This is a genomic window from Nitratireductor aquimarinus, assembly GCF_017255295.1.
In the GTDB taxonomy this organism is placed as follows: Bacteria; Pseudomonadota; Alphaproteobacteria; order Rhizobiales; family Rhizobiaceae; genus Nitratireductor; species Nitratireductor aquimarinus.
Map to the genome: position 1 here is coordinate 229,460 of NZ_JAFKDE010000004.1, position 24,164 is coordinate 253,623.

Sequence of the window (24,164 nt, forward strand, 5' to 3'; positions counted from 1 at the left end):
TGTTGTTCCGGTTCCTCCCCGAACCGGACTATTGATTGGGTTGAGGGTTCCACGAAACCCGCAGCCATTCAACACGCCCCTTGACAGACACCGCACCAGTTTGTCTTTATACTGGAGGAAGTCTATGCGCAGGCGGCAGTATTTCCGAAGCGCGAAAAGCATCTTTCAGACCAAAGTCTAAAGCTGATCTTGGAGCCGGACGGCGCGCGCCTTTGCGCCTGCCGAACAGGCCCGGACGTTGCTGCACATCGGCCGATCAGCATTTTCCCGTCCGGCACTTTCCCGTCAGGAATCGTAGCGGCTCAGCGCCTCGGCATCGACAACCGTGATGCGCCCGTGCTCGGCCTTGAGAAGCCCCTCGTCTTCCAGCTCGTGCAGGGCGCGATTGACCACCTGGCGCGAAACGCCGGCCAGAAGGCCCAGTTCCTCCTGGCTGATCTCGATGGCGTTGCCGGCGCGCGGATAGAGCGTTCGATTGAAAAACCACGACAGATTGCGCGCCACACGGGCGTTCGGCCCGAGAATGCGGTCATATTCGATGGTGGCGATGAACTGGCCCATACGCTCGTTGAGCTGGCGCACGAGGAAGCGATTGAAGCCGGTGCTGTTTTCAAACAGCCACATGAAGGTCGGGCGCGACAGCATGGTGAGCCGCGTGTCGCGGATGGCGACCACGTCATACTGGCGCGGCTCGCCCTTGAGCACCGACCCTTCGCCGAACCAGCCGCCATCGGTCACGCCGGCAAAGGTCATTGCCTTGCCGGCAGCCGAAATCGCGCTGATCTTGATGAGCCCCTCGGCGACGCCGGTCCAGTGGTCCAGCCGGTCACCGCGGTGACAGATATAGCTTCCCTTGGAAAACAGGCGTTCCGTCAGGCCGCGCCGCGCACGCTCCAGCTCGTCGTCGCTCAGTTCGACAGACCAGATGGCATCCGCTGCAATGTCCTTTTTGATGCTCATGTCTTTTCGATAACCCGCCTGCCGGCGAGCGACAAGAAGCGATCCCGGCGAATGGCAAATAGATCAGGCAGCGTCGAGCAGATATTTCGCGGTCGGGAGAACGGTCAGCGGCGCCACTTGGCCGGGCGCCGGGCGCTCAAAAAGGAGCCGCTGTTCGGATTTCGTCGACAGGAAGAAGGGAAAACGCTCGACAATCGGGCCGAATTCCTTGGAACAGATGCCGCCAAAGAGCATCAGGGGGATGCTGATCGGCGGGTATGCGCGCTCCGGGCTCATCTGACGCGCGCCAAAGATGCGGCGGTAGAAGGCCGTGTGTTCCTGACGGATCAGACAGGCGCAATAGGTTGAATGAAAATACTCATAGGCAGCAATGACCAGACGCAGCGACACATAGGGTAACGCCCGGTATTCGCGCGCGATGTCCGGATCGGCCGCAAGCATGCTCGGATTGATACAGGTTTCGCCGTCATCGATATGCGGCAACATGATATCGCCAAACCCCTTGGTGACGGGGCCAAGCGGATTGTCATGGTCGATCTGGTGCAGACGCACAGTGCTGACCAGACGCTTGTCTATGTAAACAGCGAAATTGTAGCAGTTGGGAAGATCGTCCAGATCATCCTTCACGATCTGCCGCTCCGACTCCGGCACGAAGCCATGCGCATGATAGGAGCGATAGCGAAGGTGAAAGATCTCTTCCCGATCTTCGCTCGTATCGCAACGGCGATACTCCGTGCGCTCCAGAAGCGCCATCACACCATCGATGAAGCTTGAGGATTTTCTTTCCGGTTCACGGACGAAACGCTCCGCCCCCGGTTTTAGGCCGACCAGGCCGGTACTCGTGACCATTGCCGCATGCCCCACGTCGACTTTTACAACCTCTCGTACATTTCAAGCGTAAACCCCTCACGGTTTATGTAAAGCTGAAATTCGTACGAATTATATTTAGGTTTTATTAACCTTAACAAAAGCTTTTCGGGCAAACGCCATTGCAAAGCAAAGAATCACGCCTTGTCAGACAGATGCGCGATTGGTGCCGGAAGGGGAATGGGCGGGGAAGGACTGCTTCACTTCCGCCATGGTCTCGATGCCGGAAGCCGTGAGCGCTGCGCCGAAGAGGAAACCCTGTAAAAGATCGGGTTTCACATGGCTTTCGAGCAGGCGGAGCTGGTCGAAACGCTCGACGCCTTCGACGGTCACATCGAGGCCGAGCTTGCGCGACAGGTCCACAACGCCCTGAAGCAGGTGAAGCGAACGCTCGCCCTCCTTCAGATTGGCAACGAAGCTGCCGTCGATCTTGACCTTGTCGAGCGGTAAGGTGTGCAAATAGCTGAGTGAAGAATAGCCGGTGCCGAAATCATCGAGCGCAATCCGAACGCCAAGCTTCTTGAGCGTGTTGATGTAGCGCACCGTGGCTTCGGTGTCGTTCAGAAGCGCGGTCTCGGTCACCTCGATTTCGAGGCGCGCCGGATGCAGCCCTGCCCTCTCGAGCGCGCGCTCCACCTTGCCGATCACGTCACTGGAACGAAAATCCTTGGCCGACAGGTTGACCGAAACGCCCACATGTTCGGGCCATGTCACGCATTCCTTGCAGGCCGCTTCCAGCACGATGGTGCTGATTTCGGAGATCAGCCCCATTTCCTCGGCAAGCGGAATGAAGATGGCCGGCGACACGAGACCAAGATCCGGGTGATCCCAGCGGCACAGCGCCTCGCAGCTTGCGATCCGCATCGTGTGGGCGTCCACGATCGGCTGGTAGACAACCCGCAGGCTGCGCGCCTCAATGGCGCTTCTGAGGTCGGCCTTCATCACCTGGCGGTTGCGGAAGGCAACATCCATCTCCGTCTCGAACAGGCTCCAGCCGTTCTTGCCGAGCTCCTTGGCCTTGTAGAGCGCAAGGTCGGCCTTGACGATCATGGAATCCACATCGCTGGAGCGAACAGGAACAACCACGGCGCCACCGCTCGACTGGATGCGCATCGCGTGGCCGGCAACATCGACTTCACCACTGAGCGACGAGAAGATCTGCTCGAACTGACGGGCGAACTCCGCCTCGTCTTCCACCTGATTGAAATAGAGCATGAACTCATCGCCGCCAAAGCGGCTGATGCGCACATTGGCGCTCTCAAAAGCGGAAAGCCGCTCCGCCATGGCGTAGATCAGCCCGTCGCCGACCGGATGACCGAGCGTGTCGTTCACCGTCTTGAAATCGTCGAGGTCGAGAACGGCCAGACCGCACAGGCGATCCTGATCGCCCGCAGCCATGGCCTCGGAAACCTTTTCATGGAAATAGGCCCGGTTGGGCAGGCTGGTGAGGCTGTCATAGCGCGCCATGAAGCGGATCTTCTCTTCCGCCTCCACACGGCTTGTCACCTCTTCAAAGGTGAGCACACCGACCTCGTCATGGCCTTCGCGCGCGGCGAACTCGAAGTGACGGCCATTGGTCATCCGCAGCAGGACCTTCCGGTTACGGCCCTCGCGCAGGGCCTTCGAAAGGTGCTCTTCTGCATAGTCGTAATCACGCTGGGACAGGAGACCGCTCGCCACGCCGCGCATCAGCAGCGATTTGAGCGTGCGGCCAAGCATCTGCTCCGGTGTTTTGAAGCCCAGCATTTCGGCGGCCTGGGTGTTGCTGACCACCACCCGCTCCTCATTGTTCAGCATGAGAAGGCCGTGGTGCATGGTGTTCAGCGCCCGGTCGAAACGCTGCGCCAGGCGCGTGGAGCGCTTTTCCTCGCTGATCGCCGTGAACAGCACGGTGCGCACCAGATCCGCCATTTTGGTGACCACCAGCATGAAGGGCGCGATGAAAAGGCCAAGCGCGAAATGATAGAAATCGCCCTTCAGCATCAGGCCGAGCGCCATCGGGAAGACGATGGTGAGCGTCAGGATCGACACCATTTTGTGGGAGCCGTAATTGCGCCCGGCAATGGTGATTGTGCCGCTGAGAATGGCGGAAACAGCGGCGAGTTCACTGAAATTGTCGCTCGACCAGACGATTGCAAAGAAGCCGAACGCACCAACCACAAGGCCGTGCAGGCTGCCCCACCACAGATAGCGGTTTTCCCAGGCAAGCGCCGAGGGGTAATCAGAGATCAGATCGTGATCGACGCGCGTGATCTTGAAATAACGCCACAGGCCGGCGGCAAACATGCCCGGTCCGAAGAACAGATGCGCGGCCTGGCCGGTTTTATAGTAGAGAAGAAGCGCAATCAGGCCATAGCAAGCCGCGCCTACGGGCAGTACTCCGACGTCCTGAAACAACGAACGGATGTACCCAACGTAGACGTCTTCCGGTATGCTGTTCTTAGAGTTTTTCACTGCATGAGCCCGATTGACGGGCCCATTTGTGACACAACAGCATTAAGAAAAGTTTATCCGGCTTTTCACCATGCCAGCCGGCAAAATCCAGCTATTCCGCAGCCTTCAGAAGCGTCCCCGGCTCATCGCCATCCTCAAGACGCTGCCTGAGCCGCGCCCGCTCGCCGGCAGCCTTTTCGGCGTTGCCTTCCTTGATGTAGCCGAAACCGCGAATGAGAGAAGGCACCGAAGCCAGAGCAACAGCGGCCTCAGCACGCTCGGGCGACAGAAGCGCCTCGATGCGATCCAGATCGCCTTCATACTCGGCAAGCAGCCTGCGCTCCATGCGGCGCTCTTCGGTGCGACCGAAGAAATCCAGAGCGGTTCCGCGCAGGCCCTTCAGGCCCGCAAGCAGGCGGAAAGCGGTCATCATCCACGGACCGAAAGCCGACTTCCTGGGATGGCCCTGCGCGTCGTGACGACCAAGGATCGGCGGAGCCAGATGGAACTCCAGATGGTCGTAGCTCTCGAACTCGGCAGCGAGCTGACGCTTGAAAGCGCCATCCGTATAGAGCCGGGCAACCTCGTACTCATCCTTGATGGCCATGAGCTTGAAGAGGTTGCGGGCGGCAGCTTCCGTCACAGCCGTCGAACCCGGTAACGCCTTTTCCTCTGCGGCGCGCAGACGGGCGATGCGGGCGCGATAGCGTTCCGCATAGGCCGCGTTCTGATAGCCGGTGAGGAAGGTCGCCCGCCGCTCGATGACCTCGTCCAGCGTCTTCGACAGCGGCTGGCGCACATTGCCATTGGACGATTTGGCGACAAGCCGGCGCACATGCTCGGGATCATGCGCGGCGCGGCGGCCCCAGCGGAAGGCCGAGACATTCATGGAGACGGCCTGCCCGTTGAGTTCGATGGCCTTCTCGATGGCTTCCGCCGATACGGGTAACCCGCCGTACTGATAGGCCATGCCGAGCATGAACATGTTTGCGCCGACGGAATTGCCAAACAGCACGCTGGCCGTGCGCGTGGCGTCGAAGAAATGCGCCTTCTCCTCGCCTGCCGCAGCGCGAATGGCCTGTTTCAGCCGTTCGATGGGCAGCAAGAAATCAGCGGAGCGGGCGAAATCGCCCGGCATGACTTCCGCCGTGTTGGCCATGAACAGCGTGTGCCCGTGGCGTGCGGACGCCAGAACCTTCTTCGCGCCGGAAACGACGAGATCGCAGCCCAGAACCAGATCGGCCTCACCTGCGGAAACGCGGATGGCGTAAATGTCTTCAGGCGTCGGCGCGATACGCAGATGCGTGAACACCGCCCCGCCCTTCTGCGCAAGGCCGGCCATGTCGATGATGCCAGCGCCCTTGCCTTCCAGATGCGCGGCCATGCCGAGGATTGCGCCGATGGTGACGACGCCGGTGCCGCCGATGCCATCCACCACGGCCGACCAGCCGCGCTCCATCTGGTAAAGCGCAGGCTCCGGCACACCTTCCAGCGGATCGTTCGCACCGGTGACGCCCTTCGCCTTCTTCAGCTTCGCCCCGTGAACGGTGACGAAGGAGGGGCAGAAGCCGTTGACGCAGGAGAAATCCTTGTTGCAGCTGGACTGGTCGATGCGGCGCTTGCGGCCGAATTCGGTTTCCTGCGGCTGCACCGAAACGCAGTTCGACTTGACGCCGCAATCGCCACAGCCCTCGCAGACCAGCTCATTGATGAACACGCGCTTGTCGGGATCGGGGAACGTGCCGCGCTTGCGCCGGCGGCGTTTTTCGGCGGCGCAGGTCTGATCGTAAAGCAGGACCGAAACGCCCTTCACCTCGCGCAGATCGCGCTGCACCTGATCGAGATCGTCGCGGTGGTTGATGGTCGTGCCCTGCGGGAACGCCACCACGCCGGCATATTTTTCCGGCTCGTCGCTGACCACGGCGATGCGTTCCACGCCTTCGGCGCGCACCTGATCGGCAATCATGTCGACGGTGAGACCGCCCTCATGCGGCTGGCCGCCGGTCATGGCCACGGCGTCATTGTAAAGAATCTTGTAGGTGATGTTCGCACCGGACGCGATGGCGAAGCGGATCGCCATGGAGCCGGAATGATTGTAGGTGCCGTCACCCAGATTCTGGAAGAAGTGCTCGCGTTTCGAGAAGGGAGCCTGCCCGATGAACTGCGCGCCCTCCCCGCCCATGGCGGTGAAGCCGATGTTCGAGCGGTCCATCCAGGTGGCCATGAAGTGGCAGCCAATGCCGCCGCCGGCGATGGAGCCCTCGGGCACATTGGTGGAAGTGTTGTGCGGGCAGCCGGAACAAAAATAGGGTGCGCGACCGGAGACATCCTTGGTGTCGGCAAGCATCGCCTGAAACTGGCGCAGGCGCGACACATGCGCCGCGATCTCTTCGGACGGGCCGATTACCCGCAAGATGCGCTCGCCGATGGCGATGGCGATCTCGTTGGGATCGAGTGCCGCAGTGGGCGCAAACAGGCGCTCGCCCCTCTCGTTCACCTTGCCGATGATCTCCGGCTGGTTGGCCGTGCCGTACAGGTTTTCGCGCAGCTGCACCTCGATGAGCGAGCGTTTCTCCTCAACGACGATGACCATGTCGAGACCGCGCGCGAAGTCGCGCATATGCTCCACGTCGAACGGCCAGGGACAGGCCACCTTGAAGAGACGGATGCCAAGCTGGTTGGCGCGCGCCTCGTCAATGCCCAGATCGTCGAGCGCCTGACGCGTATCGAGATAGCTCTTGCCGAGCGTGACAATGCCGATCTTCGCCTTCGAACCGCCGGAATAGATGATGCGGTTGAGGTTGTTGGCCTGCACGAAGGCGGCGGCGGCAGCGCGCTTGTAATCGTAAAGCCGCGCCTCCTGGCCGAGCATGTTGATCTCGTTGCGGATGTTCAGCCCGCCGGGCGGCATGTCGAATTCCGGGCGAACGATGTTCAGCCGTTCAAGCGAGACATCCACGGCTGCAGTGGACTCGATGTTGTCCTTCACGCATTTGATCGCCGTCCAGGTGCCGGCGAAACGGGAAAGCGCGTAGCCGTAGAGCCCGTAATCGATGAGCTCCTGAACCCCGGCCGGGTTCAGGATGGGGATCATCGCATCCACGAAGGCGAATTCGCTGGCGTTGGCGACGGTGGAGGACTCGGCCGTGTGGTCGTCGCCCATCAGCGCCAGAACGCCGCCATGCTTGGAGGAACCGGCCTGGTTGGCGTGGCGGAACACGTCGCCGGACCGGTCGACGCCCGGCCCCTTGCCGTACCAGACGCCGAAAACGCCGTCATATTTGCCCTCGCCCAGAAGCTCGGTCTGCTGCGAACCCCAGCAGGCGGTGGCGGCCAGTTCCTCATTGAGGCCCGGCTGAAAAATCACATTGGACGCTTCAAGCTGCTTCTTGGCCTTCCACAGCTGGAGATCGAGACCGCCGATGGGCGATCCGCGATAGCCGGAAACGAAGCCTGCCGTGTTGAGCCCTGCGCGTCGATCACGCTCGCGCTGCATCAGGAGCATGCGGACAACCGCCTGCGCGCCGGAAACGAAGATGCGTTCCTTGGTCAGATCATACTTGTCGTCGAGCGCAACATCATGAAGCGTCATGAATTATTTCCTCCTCCGCGGACCACGTGTTGGAAACGTTTCCGCAAGGGTAGTTTTGTATTCGGCCGGCATCCCGTCAAACGAATTTGCCGCTCGGGCCACAATGCGCAACACCGCAGCAAAGCAGCGATTTGAAAGGACATTTTATTAGCCCTGCAACGCGTGTGACGAACGAATCTAACGGCGCCGCACTTACACTTCTCCCGTTCCGTGCGGCGAGTGCAACAGCCACATCCATTAATTTAGGTGGGCAGCGCAAAAAGGCGACTTTTCTTGCGCCATTACTTTTGCAGCCGCAACAAAGCTGCTAATCACTCGATACCCGTTTTACGGGCAGGAAGGGCAGGACAGGGAACAACTGCCGCCCAACCAAAGGGGAAATGCAAGAGGGCCCATATGGCAGATCACACCGCGCAACTCGCCGTGCGCGCAAACGGCGGAGGTTTGTGACCCCGTGCGCGCAATCGCTTCTCTCGTCCGCGCCATAAGCGGATTGAACGCCTTTATCGGAAACGTCTTTTCCTGGCTTTCGCTGGCCATCGTTCTGGTCTGCTTCACCGTCGTGGTGCAGCGTTATGTCTTCTCCGTCAGTTTCGTGTGGATGCAGGATCTCTACATCTGGCTGAACGGCGCAATGTTCACGGCGGTGGCCGGCTTTGCGCTGTTGAGAAACGACCATGTCCGCGTCGACATCTTCTACCGGCCCGCCAGCACAAGGCGGAAGGCGGTGGTCGATCTGATCGGCGTGTTCCTGTTCCTGCTGCCTTTCTGCTGGATCGTCGTCTATTACGGCTGGAGCTTTGTCAGCCGCTCATGGCGGCTGGGCGAAGCGTCCGCCAATGTGGGCGGCATGCCGGGGCTTTTCATACTCAAGGGGTTCATCCTTGCTTTCGCGGTGCTTTTGGCGTTGCAGGGCATCGCCATGGCGCTGCGGTCCATTCTCGTCCTCAATGACGCAGAAGACCTCCTGCCCCCGAAACTCCGTTACACCAACGATGAAGAAGAGCAGCCGGAGGCAAGCGTCTGATGGATCCGGTTCTTATTGGCGAGCTCCTTTCGGGGCTCATGTTCTTCGGCATTATCGGCTTTCTGCTCCTGGGCTTCCCGGTGGCTTTCACGCTGGCCGGCGTATCGCTCATGTTCGGCCTTGTCGGCATGTGGTTCGGCGTGTTCGACCCGTCCAATTTCGGCAGTCTGGCCAACCGCTATATCGGCTACATGACCAATGAAGTGCTGGTGGCCGTGCCGCTCTTCATCTTCATGGGCGTGATGCTCGAACGCTCCAAGATCGCCGAGCAATTGCTGCTTACGATGGGCAAGCTGTTCGGCAATCTGCGCGGCGGCCTTGGCATGTCGGTCATCATTGTCGGCGCGCTTCTTGCCGCTTCCACCGGCGTGGTGGGCGCAACGGTCGTCACGATGGGCCTGATTTCGCTGCCGGCCATGCTGCGCGCGAATTACGATCCAAAGCTGGCGACCGGCGTCATCTGCGCGTCGGGCACGCTCGGCCAGATCATCCCGCCATCCACCGTTCTCATCTTCATGGGCGACATGCTTTCGGGCATCAACGCGCAGGTGCAGATGGCCAAGGGCAATTTCGCCCCGGTGCCCGTCTCCGTCGGCGATCTGTTCGCCGGCGCGCTTCTGCCCGGCGTCATGCTGGTGGCGCTCTATCTCGGCTGGACGATCTTCAAGGCCATCTTCGATCCCGCCTCCTGCCCGGCAACGCCGGTGCCGCCTGAAGAGAAGAAAGAGCTGCTTGGCGAAGTCGCGGTGGCGCTGGTGCCGCCGCTGCTTCTGATCATGGCCGTTCTGGGCTCCATTCTGGGCGGCATCGCAACGCCGACAGAGGCCGCTTCCGTGGGCGCGGTGGGCGCAATGGTGCTGGCGGGGCTCCGCTGGCGGCTTTCCTTCGCGGTTCTGCGCGAGACGGCCATCGCCACGGCCTCCATCACCTGCATGGTGTTCATCATCCTGTTCGGCGCGTCGGTGTTCTCCATCGTCTTCCGCCTGATGGGCGGCGACAATCTGGTGCACGAGTTCCTCGCCAACCTGCCGGGCGGCACGCTGGCGGCCGTGGCCGTGGTGATGCTGATCATGTTCCTTCTGGGCTTCATCCTGGATACGTTCGAGATCATCTTCATCGTGATCCCGATCACCGCACCGATCCTGCTGGCTCTCGACGTGGACCCAGTGTGGCTCGGCGTTCTGGTGGGCGTGAACCTGCAGACGAGCTTCCTGACACCGCCCTTCGGCTTTGCGCTGTTCTATCTGCGCGGCGTCGCACCGCCCAATGTGAAGACATCAATGATCTACAAGGGCGTGCTGCCCTTCGTGGGACTGCAGGTGCTCGCAATCGCGATCATGTTCATGTTCCCGGAGATCGCGACATGGCTGCCAAGGGCGATCTACAATTAAGGCGTCCGGCAACCGGCTGATCTCCTCCGGCTGCCGCATGCAAGGACTGCCGCTCGAGAGGCGACAGTCTGACGGCAACAAAAAAGCCCGGGTCAATGCCCGGGCTTTTTCATTTCAGCCGAAACCGGTCAGATCGAGAAGTACTTCTTGCGCGCCTCGATGAAGGGACCATCCGTGCCTTCGGTGCGGGTGCGCAGGATGTTGAGCGACTCGATGAAGCTCTCGGTCGTCTTCTTGGTGAGCGCATCACCGGAATCGCGCAGCTCGCCCATGATCTCGGCAGCAGCCACCGCACCGGCCTCGATGATATCATCGGGGAACTGACGCACATTCACGCCATGCTCTTCGACGAGCGTCTTCAGCGCGCGCGGATCGTTGGCATAGAAGTCCGAAGCCACCTGGTCGTACTCGGCCTGGCAGACGTCGCGGACGATTGCCTGAAGGTCGGACGGCAGTTCCTGATACTTCGCCTTGTTGACCACCAGCTCGGTTGCCAGACCCGGCTCCACGAAGCTCGGGAAGTAGTAGTTCTTGGCAACCTGATAGAAGCCCAGCGCCAGATCGTTGTAGGGACCGACGAACTCGGCGGCGTCCAGCGTGCCGGACTGCAGCGCCTGGAAGATTTCGCCGGCGGCCATGTTGGTGACCGTTGCGCCAAGCTTCTCCCACACGCGGCCACCGAGGCCGGGGGTGCGGAAGCGCAGACCCTTTACGGAATCGAGACCCGTAAGCTCATCGCGGAACCAGCCGCCGGCCTGCGTGCCGGTGTCGCCCGACAGGAAGCCCTGAACGCCGAACTGATCGTAAATCTCATCCCAGATTTCCTGACCGCCCATGTAACGCACCCAGGCAGCCATCTCGCGCGAGGTCATGCCATAGGGAACGCCGGTGAAGAAGGAGAGCGCGGGGCTCTTGTTCTGCCAGTAATAGGCCGCGCCGTGGCTCATCTCGGCCGAACCGTCAATGACGGCGTCGAGCGACTGAAGCGGCGGCACGAGTTCACCGGCGGAGTAAACCTGTACGGTCAGGCGACCGTCGGATGCGGCGGTAATGCGGTCGGCGAGACGCTGCGCGCCAACACCCAGTCCCGGAAAATTCTTCGGCCAGGTCGTAACCATGCGCCAGGTCTGGTTGCCCTGCGCAATCGCCGGCGTGGCCAGTGCTGCAGCGCCTGCGCCGGCGCCGGCAAGGCTGGCCTTCCGGAGAAATGAACGACGATCCATGAAATACCTCCCAAGTATTCAAAAAGCGAAAAAAATGGCCGTTAAACGGCCTCTTCTACTGAACAGTGACGCGTGTAAACACAATCATCCCGTTCCGAACTGTTATCAATACACGCAGCCGCGTGGGTGTCTAGCGCGAACGGAATCTGGCCCGATGAAATTTTGTGAGTGCCTCTAGCCAGCGAAAAACCGCAGAGAAAGCCGGCTTTCAAAGAAAATACCCCTTTTCGAACCCGGCTGAATCCTCCCCAAACGCCTCAAAACGCCCCCTTACCCCTCATTTTCAACAGGAAAACGTCCACGCACCCCCAGGGCGGCCCGCGCAATGTCGACTTTTGGCTCACTTGAAGCCACGCTGCATATGCAACACAAAGCAAACACCCGAGAATCATAAAAAAACGATCCGGGGGGAACACATTGCTGGGAGGAAAGCATGGCGGGGCTCCTTGGCCTTTCGCGCCTCATAGACGCTATTAATCGTTTCATCGGGAAACAGGTTTCCTGGCTCATCCTGTTCGCGGTGCTGGTCTCCGCCTACAACGCCATCGTGCGCTTTCTCGGCGACGGGCTGCCCGCCTATCTGCCGATTCCCCGCGCCTCCAACAGTCTTCTGGAACTTCAGTGGTATCTCTACGGAACCGTGTTCCTGCTGGCGTCCGCCTACACGCTGCAGCGCAATGAACACATCCGCATCGATATCGTCTCGAGCCTGTTTTCCAAGCGCACGCGCGACTGGATAGACCTGTTCTGCCACATCTTCTTTCTGCTGCCCTTCGTCACGCTGATCGTCTGGCTGAGCTGGCCATGGTTTCAGCGCTCCTTCGTGTCGGGCGAGATTTCGGCCAATGCGAGCGGACTGATCATCTGGCCGGCGAAATTCATGGTGCTCGCCGGCTTCGTGCTTCTGACCGCGCAGGCGGTTTCCGAAATCATCAAGCGCTGTGCGGTTCTGAGCGGCATGATCGACGAGCCAAATCCGCAGCATGAACTCCACCCGGCAGCGGAAGCCGCCATCGAGATGGAGGAAAAGCGCGATGATTGATTTTATCGCCCACAACCTCGCGCCCATCATGTTCGTCACCGTCATGGCGATGCTGCTGATCGGCTACCCGGTTGCGTTCACGCTGGCCGCGGGCGGTCTGCTGTTCTTCGTCATCGGTGTCGAGCTCTCGCACATTTCGAGCGAGATCCGCCTCTTCTGGCCGCTCCTGCAATCGCATCCCGAGCGCATTTACGGGATCATGTACAATGACACGCTGCTGGCGATCCCGTTCTTCACCTTCATGGGGCTGATTCTCGAACGTTCGCGCATGGCCGAAGACCTGCTCGACACGATCGGCCAGCTCTTCGGGCCGGTGCGCGGCGGGCTTGCCTATGCGGCGGTTCTGGTCGGCGCGCTTCTGGCGGCGACGACCGGCGTGGTCGCCGCATCGGTGATCGCGATGGGGCTGATCTCGCTGCCGATCATGATGCGCTACAATTACAATCGCGGCTTTGCGACCGGCACCATTGCGGCGTCCGGAACGCTGGCGCAGATCGTGCCGCCGTCGCTGGTGCTGATCGTCATGGCCGATCAGCTCGGCCGTTCGGTCGGCGACATGTATGTGGGCGCGTTACTGCCGGCACTGGTCATCATCGCGGCCTATTGCCTGCTGGTTTTCGCGGTCACCATCTTCAAGCCGGAATGGGCGCCTGCACTGCCGCCGGAGACCCGCAAGCTCGGCGGCGGCGTCATGTCTCTCATCCTTCTGATCGCCGCATCCGTGGCGATCTATTTCGCCACCTATCACACCGTCTTCGCCGAAATGCGCGGCGAGGTGCGGCTCGTCTGGGCGGCCACCACGGCGACGATCTTCGCGCTGCTGTTCAGCCTCGCCAATCGCTATCTCAAACTGAACATCCTCTCGCGGCTGGCCGAACAGGTGGTGATCGTGCTGATCCCGCCGCTGGCGCTGATCTTCCTCGTGCTCGGCACCATCTTCCTGGGCATCGCCACGCCGACCGAGGGCGGCGCGATGGGGGCCGCCGGGGCGCTGCTCCTCGCCATCGTCAAAAGAAGGCTCACCTTCACCGTTCTCAAACAGGCTCTCGACGCAACGACGAAGCTCTCGGCATTCGTCATGTTCATCCTGATCGGCGCGCGCGTCTTCGGCCTGACCTTCTACGGCATCAACGGCAATGTCTGGATCGAGGAGCTTCTTCTGGCGCTGCCTGGCGGCGAGATCGGCTTCCTGCTCACCGTCACGGTGATCGTGTTCATTCTCGGCTGCTTCCTCGACTTCTTCGAGATCGCCTTCATCATGGTGCCGCTTCTGGTGCCGGCAGCGGAAACGCTGGGCATCGACCTGATCTGGTTCGGCGTCATCCTCGGCATCAATCTCCAGACATCGTTCCTGACGCCGCCCTTCGGCTTCTCGCTCTTCTATCTGCGCTCCATTGCGCCGATGAAGGAGTGGAAGGACGAGGTGTCCGGGCGGATATTGCCGGCGGTGAAGACGACGGAGATCTACAAGGGGGCGATCCCGTTCATCATCATCCAGTTCCTGATGATCATCCTTGTGATCAGCTTCCCCGGCCTCGTGACCCACTACAAGAAGGAAAGCACGGTCAATCCCAGCGAGGTGGAGATCAACATTCCCTCCTTCGGCAGCGGCAATGATGGCGGACCCGGATTTGGGCTGCCCGGCGGGCTCGGCAGTTCGCCCTTCGGCGCGCCACCCGGCCAGTCCGGCGGCAGCGATGGCGGCGCGCAGAACAACGGGCTGCAATTGCCGGGCCTTGGCGGCCTGCCCCCGATCGGTGCACCCGCCGATGCGCCGGAAGCCGCACCGCAGGAGCAGGAGCAGGAGCAGGAGCAGAAGCCGGCGACCCCGGATCTCAGCCAGCCGCCAAGCTTCGACTGACCGAACCGACAGCCAAAAGAAAACCCCGGAGCGACCGCTTCGGGGTTTTCACTGTCTGCATCCAATCAGAAGGCTAGAGCTTGCCGGCCCGCTGCTGGATCATCATGAAGGTATCGAACGTGTACTCGGAAAGCTGCGCCCACAGATAGGCGTCCTTCTTGAAGGCCTGCTGATTGTCGTAGATCTTCTTGAAGGTCGCGTTCGAGCCGTTGATCTCGCCATAGGTGTCCATCGCGGCGTTGTAGCAGGCTTCCAGGATTTCCTGGCTGAACGGCCGCAGCTGCGCGCCATCCGCCACCAGCTGACGCAGGGCTGCCGGGTTCTTGTAATCGTAGCGCGCCATCATGTCGGCATTGGCCGCGCGACAGGCCGCATCGACAACGGTCTTGTAGGCGTCCGGCAGTTCGTCCCACTTCTGCTTGTTGAACATGGCGTGGAGAACCGGACCGCCTTCCCACCAGCCGGGATAGTAATAATACTGGGCGACCTTGTTGAAGCCGAGCTTCTGATCGTCATAGGGGCCGACCCACTCCGTCGCGTCGATCGTGCCCTTCTCCAGCGCCGGATAGATGTCGCCGCCGGCGATCTGCTGGGGAACGACACCGAGTTTCTCGATGATCTTGCCGCCCATGCCGCCAATGCGCATCTTGAGGCCCTTGAGGTCCTCGACCGTGTTGATCTCCTTGCGGAACCAGCCGCCCATCTGTGCGCCGGTGTTGCCGCATGGCAGGGCATGGAGACCCTGCTCATTGTAGAACTCGTTCATCAGCGTGTTGCCGTCGCCATAATAGAACCAGGCATTCTGCTGACGGTAATTGAGGCCGAAAGGGATGGCGGTGCCGAGCGCGTATGTCGGGTCCTTGCCCCAGTAATAATAGGAGGCCGTGTGCGCCATCTCGACCGTTCCGGTGGCGGCTGCATCGGCTGCCTGCAGACCGGGCACGATCTCGCCGGCGGCAAACACCTGAATTTCGAAATTCCCGTCCGTCGCGCCTTTCACGAAATCGGCCATGGTCTCGGCTGCGCCGTAAATCGTGTCGAGCGCCTTGGGAAAAGACGAGGTGCAGCGCCAGGTGATCTTTGGCATTGACTGGGCGATTGCCGGCGTTGCCAGGGCTGAAGCGGCAGCGACACCTGTGCCGGCCATGCCCGCCTTCTTGATGAAGGTTCTGCGGTCCATATGTTTTCCTCCCATTCTGGAACCGTCTGCCGAAGCACGCATGCACTTCGACCCGTTTATGGTTTCGTCGCTCCATATGTTTGCTTTTCTTGAGCGCCGAAAGCCTTGCGCATCAATGCACGCAGGGGTTTTTAAGTCCAGCGCCGAGCCCCCCGTTTACGACCAATGTCGAAGACCCAAGAAAAGCCTCAAACGCCCCCTTTGGAAACGCTTCAGCAATCTCTACATTCGGCTTCAACACACAGAGCCGCCAACCTACGGAATTTCAAATGCCCACGCCCCTCATCGCCGTCACGACGGACGCAAAGGATCTTGAGAAATACACCTGGCACGCAACGCCGCAGCCCTATCTTGACGCGGCGATCTCGACCGCCGGCGTGCTGCCGGTTCTCGTGCCCTCGCTCGGCGACAAATACGACCTCGACAGCCTGCTCGAGACGGTCAACGGCGTGCTGGTGACGGGATCGGCATCCAACGTCTATCCGGCGCTCTATGGCGGAGACGCCACGGACGAGAACGGCCCCTACGACCATGCGCGCGATGCGACGACACTGCCGCTCATTCGCCGGGCCATCGAAAAGGGTGTGCCGCTTCTGGCGATCTGCCGCGGCATTCAGGAGCTCAACGTGGCGCTTGGCGGAACGCTGGCCATGGAGGTCCACGAGCGCGACGGCGCGTTCGACCATCGCGGCGACGAGGAAGCCGCGTTCGATGCGCGTTTCGCCATCCGCCAGTCGGTGAAGATCACGCCGGGCGGGTGCCTGGCGGGACTGTTCGATACGTCAGAGATCGCGGTGAACTCGGTGCACCGGCAGGCGGCATCGACTGTCGCGCCGCGCCTTCAGGTGGAAGCCATGGCCGATGACGGAACCGTTGAAGCCGTTTCGGTGAAGGATGCGCCGGGATTTGCGCTTGGCGTGCAATGGCACCCCGAATACTGGGCGCACAATGACAATGCGTCGGCACGAATCTTCAAGGCTTTCGGCGAGGCCGTTCACCGGCACGCAAACGCCCGCATCAGCGCGCGGATTGCGGCGGAATAGGCTCAGTCTTCGCGGTAGAGGCTGAGAAGGGGCGAGCTGGGTCGCAGGGACTCATAAGTCACCCCGTCGCCGGGGAAGAACTCGACCAGCGTTTCACCGGAAGCAGAGAGGAACGCGACCGTGCCATCGGCGCGTTCCTGCCAGACCCGCGCACCGGCAAGTGCGGGCACAAGCTGCGCGCAGGCGCTGTCGAGGGTCAGTGGCGCCTCGCCGGATGTGTCCGCGCGGCGCACCTTGCACACATCTTCAAAACCGATGCGCATCAGGGTGAATTCGGAGGCGTTCGTTCCTGCAAGCGCTTCCTGCGTCAGCGGGGTTTCGGAGCCATCCCTGGCCGAAACCGCATCTGAGAAATAGCCGCCCGAGGCCAAAAGCGTGGCCAGCAATGCACCCGACACAAACAGTTTCATATAGGCGGAACCCCCAACTCAAAGTAGAATCGGAAGTTCCGCTTTCCTGGTTAACAAATCGCTAACGAAGCGCCTTTCAGCGCGTGACGGAAGCCGTTTCCGGCACCGGCGTAATCGGCTGCCCTTTGACGAACCAGGAGACGAGATTATCCGCCACCAGATCGGCCATTCCCTGCCGCGTGGCCACCGAGGCAGAGCCGACATGCGGCAGCAGGGATGCGTTCTCCACGGCAAGCAGCGCCTCGGGCACGTTGGGCTCATCCTCAAACACATCAAGCCCGGCAGCGAAGATCGAGCCATCCTCAAGCGCCCTGATGAGAGCTGCCTCATCAACCGTGCTGCCGCGACCGATATTCACGAAAACACCATTGGAGCCCAGCGCCTTCAACACCGCTTCATTGATGGCCTTGCTGGTTTCCTCGCCGCCGGGCGCGACGCAGATCAGCGTATCGACGGCAGAAGCGAGCCCCAGAAGCGTGTCGTGATAGGCATAGGGCACATCATCGACCGCTCGGCGGTTGTGATAGGCAATCGGCAGGCCAAAGGCTGCAAGACGCTGTGCAATGGCGCGGCCGATGCGGCCCATGCCGAAAATGCCGACCGTGCGCCCGCGAAGCGACCCGCGCGAGAATGGGTAAGCGCCCTCGCGCACCCAGCGGCCCTCGCGCAGCCATGCTTCGGCGCGCGGCAGCTCGCGCACCGTGTTGAGAAGGAGCCCGACGGCCGTGTCGGCAACTTCGTCAGTCAGCACGTCGGGCGTGTTAGTCACCATCACACCCTTGCGGGCGGCATGCGCGGCATCGACCGCATCATAACCCACGCCGAAATTCGCGATGATCTCAAGATTGGGCAGCGCATCGATAAAGGCGGCGTCCACCACCGTCATTGAAGCAATGCCACGCACTTTCGCGGCCATCTCTTCCGTGACCAGAGTGGCGTCGGCCTGCTCCAGCGTCAGGAGTTCAAATTCTGCATCAATGCGTTCCAGCGCGTGCGGGTGCAATCGCCCCGGCACCAGAATGGCGGTCCCCTGCGTTTCCGACAAATCCACTCTCCCAATAAGATCAACAGTAAAGGCCAGGACGAAACCGGTCAGCGCTCGACCGGTTTCCCCGTCGACTGGCGTATGTGCAGCTCCGGCTTGATCAGCTCCTGAGCAAGGTTCACATCGGCGCCGTTCAGCCGGTCCAGAAGAACCCGCGCAGCGCGGCGGCCAACTTCACGCTGACCGTTCCAGACCGTCGTCAGCGCCGGCGTGGCGATGGCGGCTTCCTCCAGATCGTCATAGCCGGTGACGGAGACATCCACACCCGGCACGAGGCCAGCGCGCGCAATGCCGTTCATCAGGCCGATGGCAACGAGGTCGTTCCAGCAGACGGCAGCCGTCGGCTTGTCCTTGAGCGCGAGGAAAGCACCGGCGATCTCGAAGCCCGCCTGCTTGGTGCGCGGCCCCGGAAAACGCCATTGCGGCTTGATCTCCAGCCCCGCCTTCTGCATGGCGTCGACATAGCCCTGATAACGGTCGCGACCCGTAGAGGTCTGATCGGTGCCACCGATCATGGCGATGCGCGTGTGACCGAGCGAGATCAGGTGGTTGGTGGCAAGCCCCGTGCCATAGGCGTCGTCACCCCGGAACACGGGCACGCGCGCGCCCTCTACCGAACGTGCAATGAGCACCGTCGGCAGACCGTTCTCCTCCACAAGACGAATGTCCTGCGGGGGCGTGCCGATGGCCGGTGACATGATCACCCCGTCTGCGCCAAGCTGCAGAAGCGTGTCGATGAAGGTGCGCTGCTTCTCCAACTGGTCGTAATGGTTCGACAGCAGAAAGGTCTGGCGCGACCGGTCCAGCTCGCTTTCGATGGAGCGGAGAATCTCGGCAAAGAACGGGTTCATGATGTCGTGCACCACAACCCCGATAATGCCGGATCGCGAGGTGCGCAGGCTGGCTGCGCGCCTGTTGTAGATGTAACCGATCTCCCGCGCATGCTCCTTGATGCGCTGGCGCGTGGCATCTGCCACCAGCGGGCTGTCGCGAAGCGCGAGAGACACGGTCGCCGTTGAAACACCAAGCGCTTCGGCGATTGTTGAAAGCTTGATCTTCTGCGCCAGTCGACCTCTCCCCTACCCGCAATACCAACCCGCATCTGGTGTCGGACAACGACAGATGCGTCGTATCCAACCCAAAATCAGGTCGTGACAGATTAAGCCACCTTAAACTGTTTAAGGTTGCTTATGCCATGGCTGGGGAAAAGGTCAATCTAGTTACGCATTCTGCGTAGAAAGCTTGATCAAGCCGATCCTCGGGCGTCGCTGGAAACGCCGAAGATCCTAACTACGCATCGACCTCCGCATCTTCGTCCTCGTCAATCATGTCGTGGCTTTCGCCATTCAGATTGGCTTCGATTTTCAAGAGGAGCGTGGCGAGGGCCTTTTGATCTTTTTTATCGAACCCCTTCAGTGCGAGCTTCTCGGTTTTGCGAACCGATTTTTCGATTGCCTTGATGGCCTGCTCGCCCTGTTCGGTCAGAAAAATATGGGCACGTCGTCCGTCTTCGTCCGATAATCGCTTTTCCAAAAACCCCTGATTTGCAAGTCGATTGATTGTTTTCGTAATGGTTGGCGGCCTGACGCCTAACAGTCCGGCAAGCTGACTTGGCGCTTGCCCGTTTTCAATGGATAAGGCTAACATGATCTTGTCCTGGCCGGCATAGAAGCCGTGTGCCAGAAGCCGCTCGGCCAGAGCGGTACGTGAAAGCCTGGCGGCCGACTGCAACAACCCTATCGTCGCGCCCCTTACAGCTTTGGCCATATATTTAGTCCCCTTTAGACATCCTCGAGAATGAGTTAGAACGCCCCTGCGGTCAAAATAGCCGTAACGAAGCTCAATGCAACCTAAGATTGACCAGTTTCATACCAATGGGGATGGTCTACTTTTGGCTAAGCATACAACGTTATCTCGTCTTGAGGCAGTCGGTATTAAGCAATGACCACACAAGAAGTTCCCTCCGCTCAAGGCAAAAAGATTTCCATTTTGCCTCTGGGCGCAACAGAGCAGCATGGCCCGCACCTGCCGCCCGAAACCGACTGGATCATCGCCCAAGCCATTGCTTCAAAAGCAAAAAGCGCCTGCCCCGCAAATCTCGACATCACGTGTCTTCCGGTTGAGAAGATAGGCTATTCTATCGAACACTCGGACTCGCCGAAAACGCGCAGCCTTTCTTTCGATGAAGCCGTTGAACGCTGGGTCGGCATCGGTGAGGCGCAGAACAAAGCCGGCGCAAAAAAACTGGTCCTTTTGAACGCTCACGGCGGAAACTCACCGCTTTTGACCATCGTGGCGACGGAATTGCGCGTTCGATTCGGCATGCTGGCGGTCGCCACGAGCTGGACACGCTTCGGCTATCCGCAGGATCTGGTCTCCGACGAGGAGCGCGCGCTGGGCATCCATGGCGGCTTCATCGAAACATCGGTCATGCTGGCGCTGCGACCGGATCTCGTCGACATGGAGAAGGCCGCCGACTTTCAGTCCGCGCAGGCCGCTTTCCGCCGCGACTTCAAGCATCTGCGCGCCTACGGCCCACACGCTTTCGGGTGGATGATGCGCGATCTCTCGCCGGAAGGCGTGACAGGCAATGCAGCGGCTTCCAGCGCAGAAGCGGGCGAACGCATCATCGACAACGCAGTCACAGGCTTCGTCGAGCTGCTTGTCGATGTCGACCGGTTCGATCTGTCCCATTTCGAAGACTGACCGTGCAATCGGCAAAACGCCGTCTTATATAGTCGAGAAACCTTTCAAGTTATGCGAGAAACCATGTCCGACGCGCAGACCGAGACGCCCAGCGAAACCACCCCGAACCAGATCCCGGTCACGGTGCTGACCGGCTATCTCGGATCCGGCAAGACGACGCTTCTGAACCGCATTCTCACCGAAGACCACGGCAAGCGTTATGCGGTGATCGTCAACGAATTCGGCGAGATCGGCATCGACAATGATCTGATCGTGGAATCCGACGAGGAGATCTACGAGATGAACAATGGCTGCGTGTGCTGCACGGTGCGCGGCGACCTGGTGCGCGTGGTCGAAGGGCTGACCCGGCGTCCGGGCCGGTTCGACGCCATCGTGGTGGAGACCACGGGCCTGGCCGATCCCGCCCCCGTGGCGCAGACCTTCTTCATGGATGACGATGTGCGCGCCAAGACCCGCCTCGATGCGGTGGTCGCACTGGTCGACGCCAAGCACCTGCCGCTGCGCCTGAAGGATTCCAACGAGGCCGAAGACCAGATCGCGTTCGCCGATGTCGTGATCGTCAACAAGACCGATCTCGTGACGCCGGAAGAACTGGCGGCGGTCGAGGCAACGATCCGCGCAATCAACCCGATGGCCCGCATTCACCGCGCCGAACGCGCCGGCGTTTCGCTGACCGAGGTTCTGGACCGTGGCGCATTCGATCTGAAGCGCGTGCTCGACAATGATCCGCACTTCCTCGATCACGACGATCCGGACCATGTGTGCGGCCCCGACTGCGACCACGATCATCATCATCATGACCACGGGCATGATCACGACCATGGGCATGGGCACCACGATCATGCGCATGACCATGGCGCTGCCTCGCCGATCCACGATGCGGGCGTGAAATCACTGTCGCTGCGCGGTGGCGAGATGGACCCGAAAAAGTTCTTCCCGTGGATCGAGAAGACCACCCAGATGGACGGGCCGAGCATTCTGCGCCTCAAGGGCATCATCGCGTTCCCGGACGATCCGGACCGGTTCGTGGTGCAGGGCGTACACATGATCATCGAGGGCGATCACCAGCGCCCCTGGCGCGACGACGAAAAGCGTGAGACGCGGCTCGTCTTTATCGGTCGCGACCTCGACACCGAGCGTCTGCAGCGCACGTTCGAGGCCTGTCAGGCATAAGGCCTGACAGAGCAACACGCGCCGCGCCACACGAAAATCCATAGACCGGCATCGCCCAGGACCTGCCCACATGCCCACAGTCGCCCCGCTCGACCTCGAAAGCCATTGCATTGCCACTGCCTGGCTGAACGACATTCCGCATTTCGCGCTGGCCGATGGCGTGGTGCATCGTCTCGACAATGGCCACAAATGGGCAGAGGTTCATGACGGGCTGCTGGCCGCCTGCCCCGACGTCGATCATGCACGCCTTATCACCGGCGGCGAAGATGGACGGGTCGCAGCACTCGCGGCTGACGGCACGGTGGAAACGCTGGCCGAGATCGGCCGCAAATGGGTGACCAGCGTTGCAGCCGGCCCCCAGGGCACGGTCGGTTTCGCGGTCGGGCGCAACGCCTATGTGCGCTTTGCCGATGGAAAACAGCGCGAATTCCAGCACCCGCGCTCGGTGGAAGGCATCGCCTTTGCGCCGAAGGGGATGCGGCTTGCGGTTGCCCGCTACAATGGCGCGACACTGCATTTTCCGGCCACCGACGGCAAGCCGACAGAGCTGGAATGGGCGGGCGCGCACACCGGCATCACCTTCTCGCCGGACGGCAAGTTCCTTGTCACCACCATGCAGGAAAACGCCCTGCACGGCTGGAAACTCGCGGATGGCAAGCATATGCGCATGGCCGGCTATCCGGGAAAGGTGAAGAGCTTTTCGTGGAGCGCCAAGGGCAAGTGGCTCGCCACGTCCGGCGCGCCGGCAGCCATTGTCTGGCCCTTCCAGGCGAAGGACGGCCCGATGGGCAAGGCGCCACTTGAGCTGGGAACACGCGGCGACACGATGGTGACGCAGGTTTGCTGCCATCCGACCGAGGAAATCGTCGCCATCGGCTATGCCGACGGCATGATCCTCGCCGGGCGCTTCGCCGACCAGAAGGAGGTGCTTCTGCGCCGGCAGGGCAAGGGCGCGATCACCGCCATGGCCTGGGACGATGATGGCCGCCGCCTTGCCTTTGGCTCCGAGACCGGTGAAAGCGGCGTGGTGGATATAGCGGGCTGAATTTCACGTCCTGTGCCTCAGTCTTTGCTTGCAGCGCGCACTGCGTCCTGTAGCTTCCTCACCTGACTGGAAGCATGGGGGAGCGAGCGGTGGATAGCAGGCGCACAGTGCAGGAGATGCCTGCCCGGCTTGAACTCACCCCCGCGACCTATCGCCATCTTCTGAAAACGGCGCATCGCCACGCATCGCACCAGATTGAAGCGGAAGACCTGCTGCATGAAACGCTGATCGCAGCGCTGAATGCCGGCAACCGGCCATGCGTGGAGAACCGCGCCTGGCTTCAGGGCGTCATGCGCAACGTGGCGGCGACGAAACGGCGCTCCGCCTATCGCCGGACAAGGCGTGAGAACGCTGCAAGCCTTTTCGAGCCTGCAGACGACGGGGATGTCCCGAGCGCGTTTCTCGCCGGTCTGCCAAGGGGCCAGAGAATTGTTGCGCTCCTCGCGCTCGGCGGTCATACGCGCAGTGAAATCCGGCACCTTCTGCGCATTTCCGATGCGAGCCTGCGTCAGCGCATTGCCGGCCTTCGCAAGCGTTGGCGCGATGCCCCGCCCGATGCAGCTCCCCTTCCCGGAAAGTTGCTGGCGGGCACGCTCGCCTTCGGCACGATCCGGCAGAACCTTCTTCCGCTGACCGGTCGCAATTCTGCATTCCTTGCAAGCCACGATCCGGACGGACACCTCTTTGCGGTAAGTTTTTCTCACCCCAAAGCTCACAAACCTGGCTCCTGCGGCAATCAAGAAGCAGAACCAACATTGTAACATCAGGAGACACACATGCTTTCCAACGTCCGCATCGGCACCATCTGCTACTACGTCAACGACATCGACCGCACGGAAGCGTTCTACCGCGACGTGGCCGGGCTGAATGTCCAGAGGATGGAAGGGGACGAGGAGACGGGCGACTGGCTGCTGGCCAGCATCGAAAACAATATCGAGCTTATCTTCTTCAAGATGGAATCCCGCCCCGGAAACACGCCCATTGTGGTGTTCGACCTCTCAGAAGGTGGCATCGACAATGTCGTGGAAGGCCTCGCCGAGAAAGGCGCGACCATTGTGACGCCCGTCAGCCATGCTCCGGGCGGCTGGTCTGCCGAATTCGCAGATCCGGACGGGCATGTCCTGTCCGTTTATCAGTCGGAAGAGCGCCCGCGCAGAAGCGCGTAA

The 24,164-nt window shown here is 61.0% G+C and carries 20 protein-coding genes; 10 read left to right on the plus strand and 10 right to left on the minus strand.

The genetic code is table 11. The features are described from left to right. Nucleotides 1-285 precede the first annotated feature (285 nt). The 4 genes from JYP46_RS08445 to JYP46_RS08460 all read right to left on the minus strand — a co-directional run bounded on the left by JYP46_RS08445 (nt 286) and on the right by JYP46_RS08460 (nt 7,852). On the minus strand, nt 286-960 hold the full coding sequence (locus JYP46_RS08445; protein ID WP_113152975.1) for a Crp/Fnr family transcriptional regulator: 675 nt from the start codon (nt 958-960) through the stop codon (nt 286-288). A gap of 63 nt (nt 961-1,023) precedes the next feature. Further along, nucleotides 1,024-1,809, minus strand: coding sequence for an N-acyl amino acid synthase FeeM domain-containing protein (locus JYP46_RS08450; protein WP_206544213.1), 786 nt, complete (start codon nt 1,807-1,809; stop codon nt 1,024-1,026). Between the two features lie 165 nt (nt 1,810-1,974). Then, nucleotides 1,975-4,281 carry an EAL domain-containing protein gene (locus JYP46_RS08455; RefSeq protein WP_206547833.1) on the minus strand — a complete coding sequence of 769 codons (2,307 nt, stop codon included), beginning with the start codon at nt 4,279-4,281 and terminating at the stop codon, nt 1,975-1,977. 91 nt (nt 4,282-4,372) lie between these two features. Continuing rightward, nucleotides 4,373-7,852 (minus strand): indolepyruvate ferredoxin oxidoreductase family protein, encoded by a 3,480-nt coding sequence (locus tag JYP46_RS08460; protein ID WP_206547834.1) that lies wholly within the window; start codon nt 7,850-7,852, stop codon nt 4,373-4,375. 454 nt (nt 7,853-8,306) lie between these two features. On the opposite strand from JYP46_RS08460, the gene JYP46_RS08465 reads away from it, so the two are divergent. Both JYP46_RS08465 and JYP46_RS08470 read left to right on the plus strand, forming a co-directional pair. Next, entirely contained in the window at nt 8,307-8,879 is a 573-nt protein-coding gene (locus tag JYP46_RS08465) for a TRAP transporter small permease subunit (protein WP_113152978.1), read from the plus strand. Beyond that, complete coding sequence (locus JYP46_RS08470) at nt 8,879-10,270, plus strand: TRAP transporter large permease (RefSeq protein ID WP_113152979.1); 1,392 nt, start codon at nt 8,879-8,881, stop codon at nt 10,268-10,270. The genes JYP46_RS08465 and JYP46_RS08470 overlap by 1 nt, the downstream gene beginning before the upstream one ends. A gap of 128 nt (nt 10,271-10,398) precedes the next feature. Here the strand turns inward: JYP46_RS08470 and JYP46_RS08475 are convergent, their stop codons facing one another. After that, complete coding sequence (locus tag JYP46_RS08475; protein ID WP_206547835.1) at nt 10,399-11,493, minus strand: TRAP transporter substrate-binding protein; 1,095 nt, start codon at nt 11,491-11,493, stop codon at nt 10,399-10,401. A 433-nt stretch (nt 11,494-11,926) separates the two neighbouring features. Between JYP46_RS08475 and JYP46_RS08480 the strand changes: the two genes are divergently transcribed. Both JYP46_RS08480 and JYP46_RS08485 read left to right on the plus strand, forming a co-directional pair. Beyond that, on the plus strand, nt 11,927-12,535 hold the full coding sequence (locus JYP46_RS08480) for a TRAP transporter small permease subunit (protein ID WP_206547836.1): 609 nt from the start codon (nt 11,927-11,929) through the stop codon (nt 12,533-12,535). Beyond that, the gene (locus JYP46_RS08485) at nt 12,528-14,396 is read left to right on the plus strand and encodes a TRAP transporter large permease (protein ID WP_206547837.1); all 1,869 of its coding nucleotides are present in this window, start codon (nt 12,528-12,530) and stop codon (nt 14,394-14,396) included. The genes JYP46_RS08480 and JYP46_RS08485 overlap by 8 nt, the downstream gene beginning before the upstream one ends. A gap of 73 nt (nt 14,397-14,469) precedes the next feature. Here the strand turns inward: JYP46_RS08485 and JYP46_RS08490 are convergent, their stop codons facing one another. Then, nucleotides 14,470-15,576, minus strand: coding sequence for a TRAP transporter substrate-binding protein (locus tag JYP46_RS08490; RefSeq protein WP_206544218.1), 1,107 nt, complete (start codon nt 15,574-15,576; stop codon nt 14,470-14,472). A gap of 269 nt (nt 15,577-15,845) precedes the next feature. Between JYP46_RS08490 and JYP46_RS08495 the strand changes: the two genes are divergently transcribed. Continuing rightward, nucleotides 15,846-16,619: a gamma-glutamyl-gamma-aminobutyrate hydrolase family protein gene (locus tag JYP46_RS08495; protein WP_113152984.1), complete on the plus strand. Its 774-nt coding sequence runs from the start codon at nt 15,846-15,848 to the stop codon at nt 16,617-16,619. A gap of 2 nt (nt 16,620-16,621) precedes the next feature. Here the strand turns inward: JYP46_RS08495 and JYP46_RS08500 are convergent, their stop codons facing one another. The 4 genes from JYP46_RS08500 to JYP46_RS08515 all read right to left on the minus strand — a co-directional run bounded on the left by JYP46_RS08500 (nt 16,622) and on the right by JYP46_RS08515 (nt 19,841). Further along, nucleotides 16,622-17,029, minus strand: coding sequence for a hypothetical protein (locus JYP46_RS08500; RefSeq protein WP_206547838.1), 408 nt, complete (start codon nt 17,027-17,029; stop codon nt 16,622-16,624). 76 nt (nt 17,030-17,105) lie between these two features. Then, on the minus strand, nt 17,106-18,074 hold the full coding sequence (locus JYP46_RS08505; protein ID WP_206547839.1) for a 2-hydroxyacid dehydrogenase: 969 nt from the start codon (nt 18,072-18,074) through the stop codon (nt 17,106-17,108). 47 nt (nt 18,075-18,121) lie between these two features. Beyond that, the gene (locus tag JYP46_RS08510; RefSeq protein WP_113152987.1) at nt 18,122-19,141 is read right to left on the minus strand and encodes a LacI family DNA-binding transcriptional regulator; all 1,020 of its coding nucleotides are present in this window, start codon (nt 19,139-19,141) and stop codon (nt 18,122-18,124) included. A 223-nt stretch (nt 19,142-19,364) separates the two neighbouring features. Next, nucleotides 19,365-19,841, minus strand: a complete 477-nt coding sequence (locus JYP46_RS08515; RefSeq protein ID WP_113152988.1) for a MarR family winged helix-turn-helix transcriptional regulator — start codon at nt 19,839-19,841, stop codon at nt 19,365-19,367. A gap of 174 nt (nt 19,842-20,015) precedes the next feature. Here JYP46_RS08515 and JYP46_RS08520 point away from each other — a divergent pair, with 174 nt between their 5' ends. The 5 genes from JYP46_RS08520 to JYP46_RS08540 all read left to right on the plus strand — a co-directional run bounded on the left by JYP46_RS08520 (nt 20,016) and on the right by JYP46_RS08540 (nt 24,164). Then, on the plus strand, nt 20,016-20,780 hold the full coding sequence (locus tag JYP46_RS08520) for a creatininase family protein (RefSeq protein WP_206547840.1): 765 nt from the start codon (nt 20,016-20,018) through the stop codon (nt 20,778-20,780). Nucleotides 20,781-20,843: 63 nt separating this feature from the next. Next, nucleotides 20,844-21,953: a CobW family GTP-binding protein gene (locus JYP46_RS08525; protein WP_206547841.1), complete on the plus strand. Its 1,110-nt coding sequence runs from the start codon at nt 20,844-20,846 to the stop codon at nt 21,951-21,953. A gap of 70 nt (nt 21,954-22,023) precedes the next feature. Continuing rightward, nucleotides 22,024-22,998, plus strand: a complete 975-nt coding sequence (locus JYP46_RS08530; RefSeq protein ID WP_206544223.1) for a WD40 repeat domain-containing protein — start codon at nt 22,024-22,026, stop codon at nt 22,996-22,998. Between the two features lie 89 nt (nt 22,999-23,087). Further along, complete coding sequence (locus JYP46_RS08535; RefSeq protein WP_206547842.1) at nt 23,088-23,759, plus strand: RNA polymerase sigma factor; 672 nt, start codon at nt 23,088-23,090, stop codon at nt 23,757-23,759. Nucleotides 23,760-23,774: 15 nt separating this feature from the next. Beyond that, nucleotides 23,775-24,164, plus strand: a complete 390-nt coding sequence (locus JYP46_RS08540) for a VOC family protein (protein ID WP_206547843.1) — start codon at nt 23,775-23,777, stop codon at nt 24,162-24,164.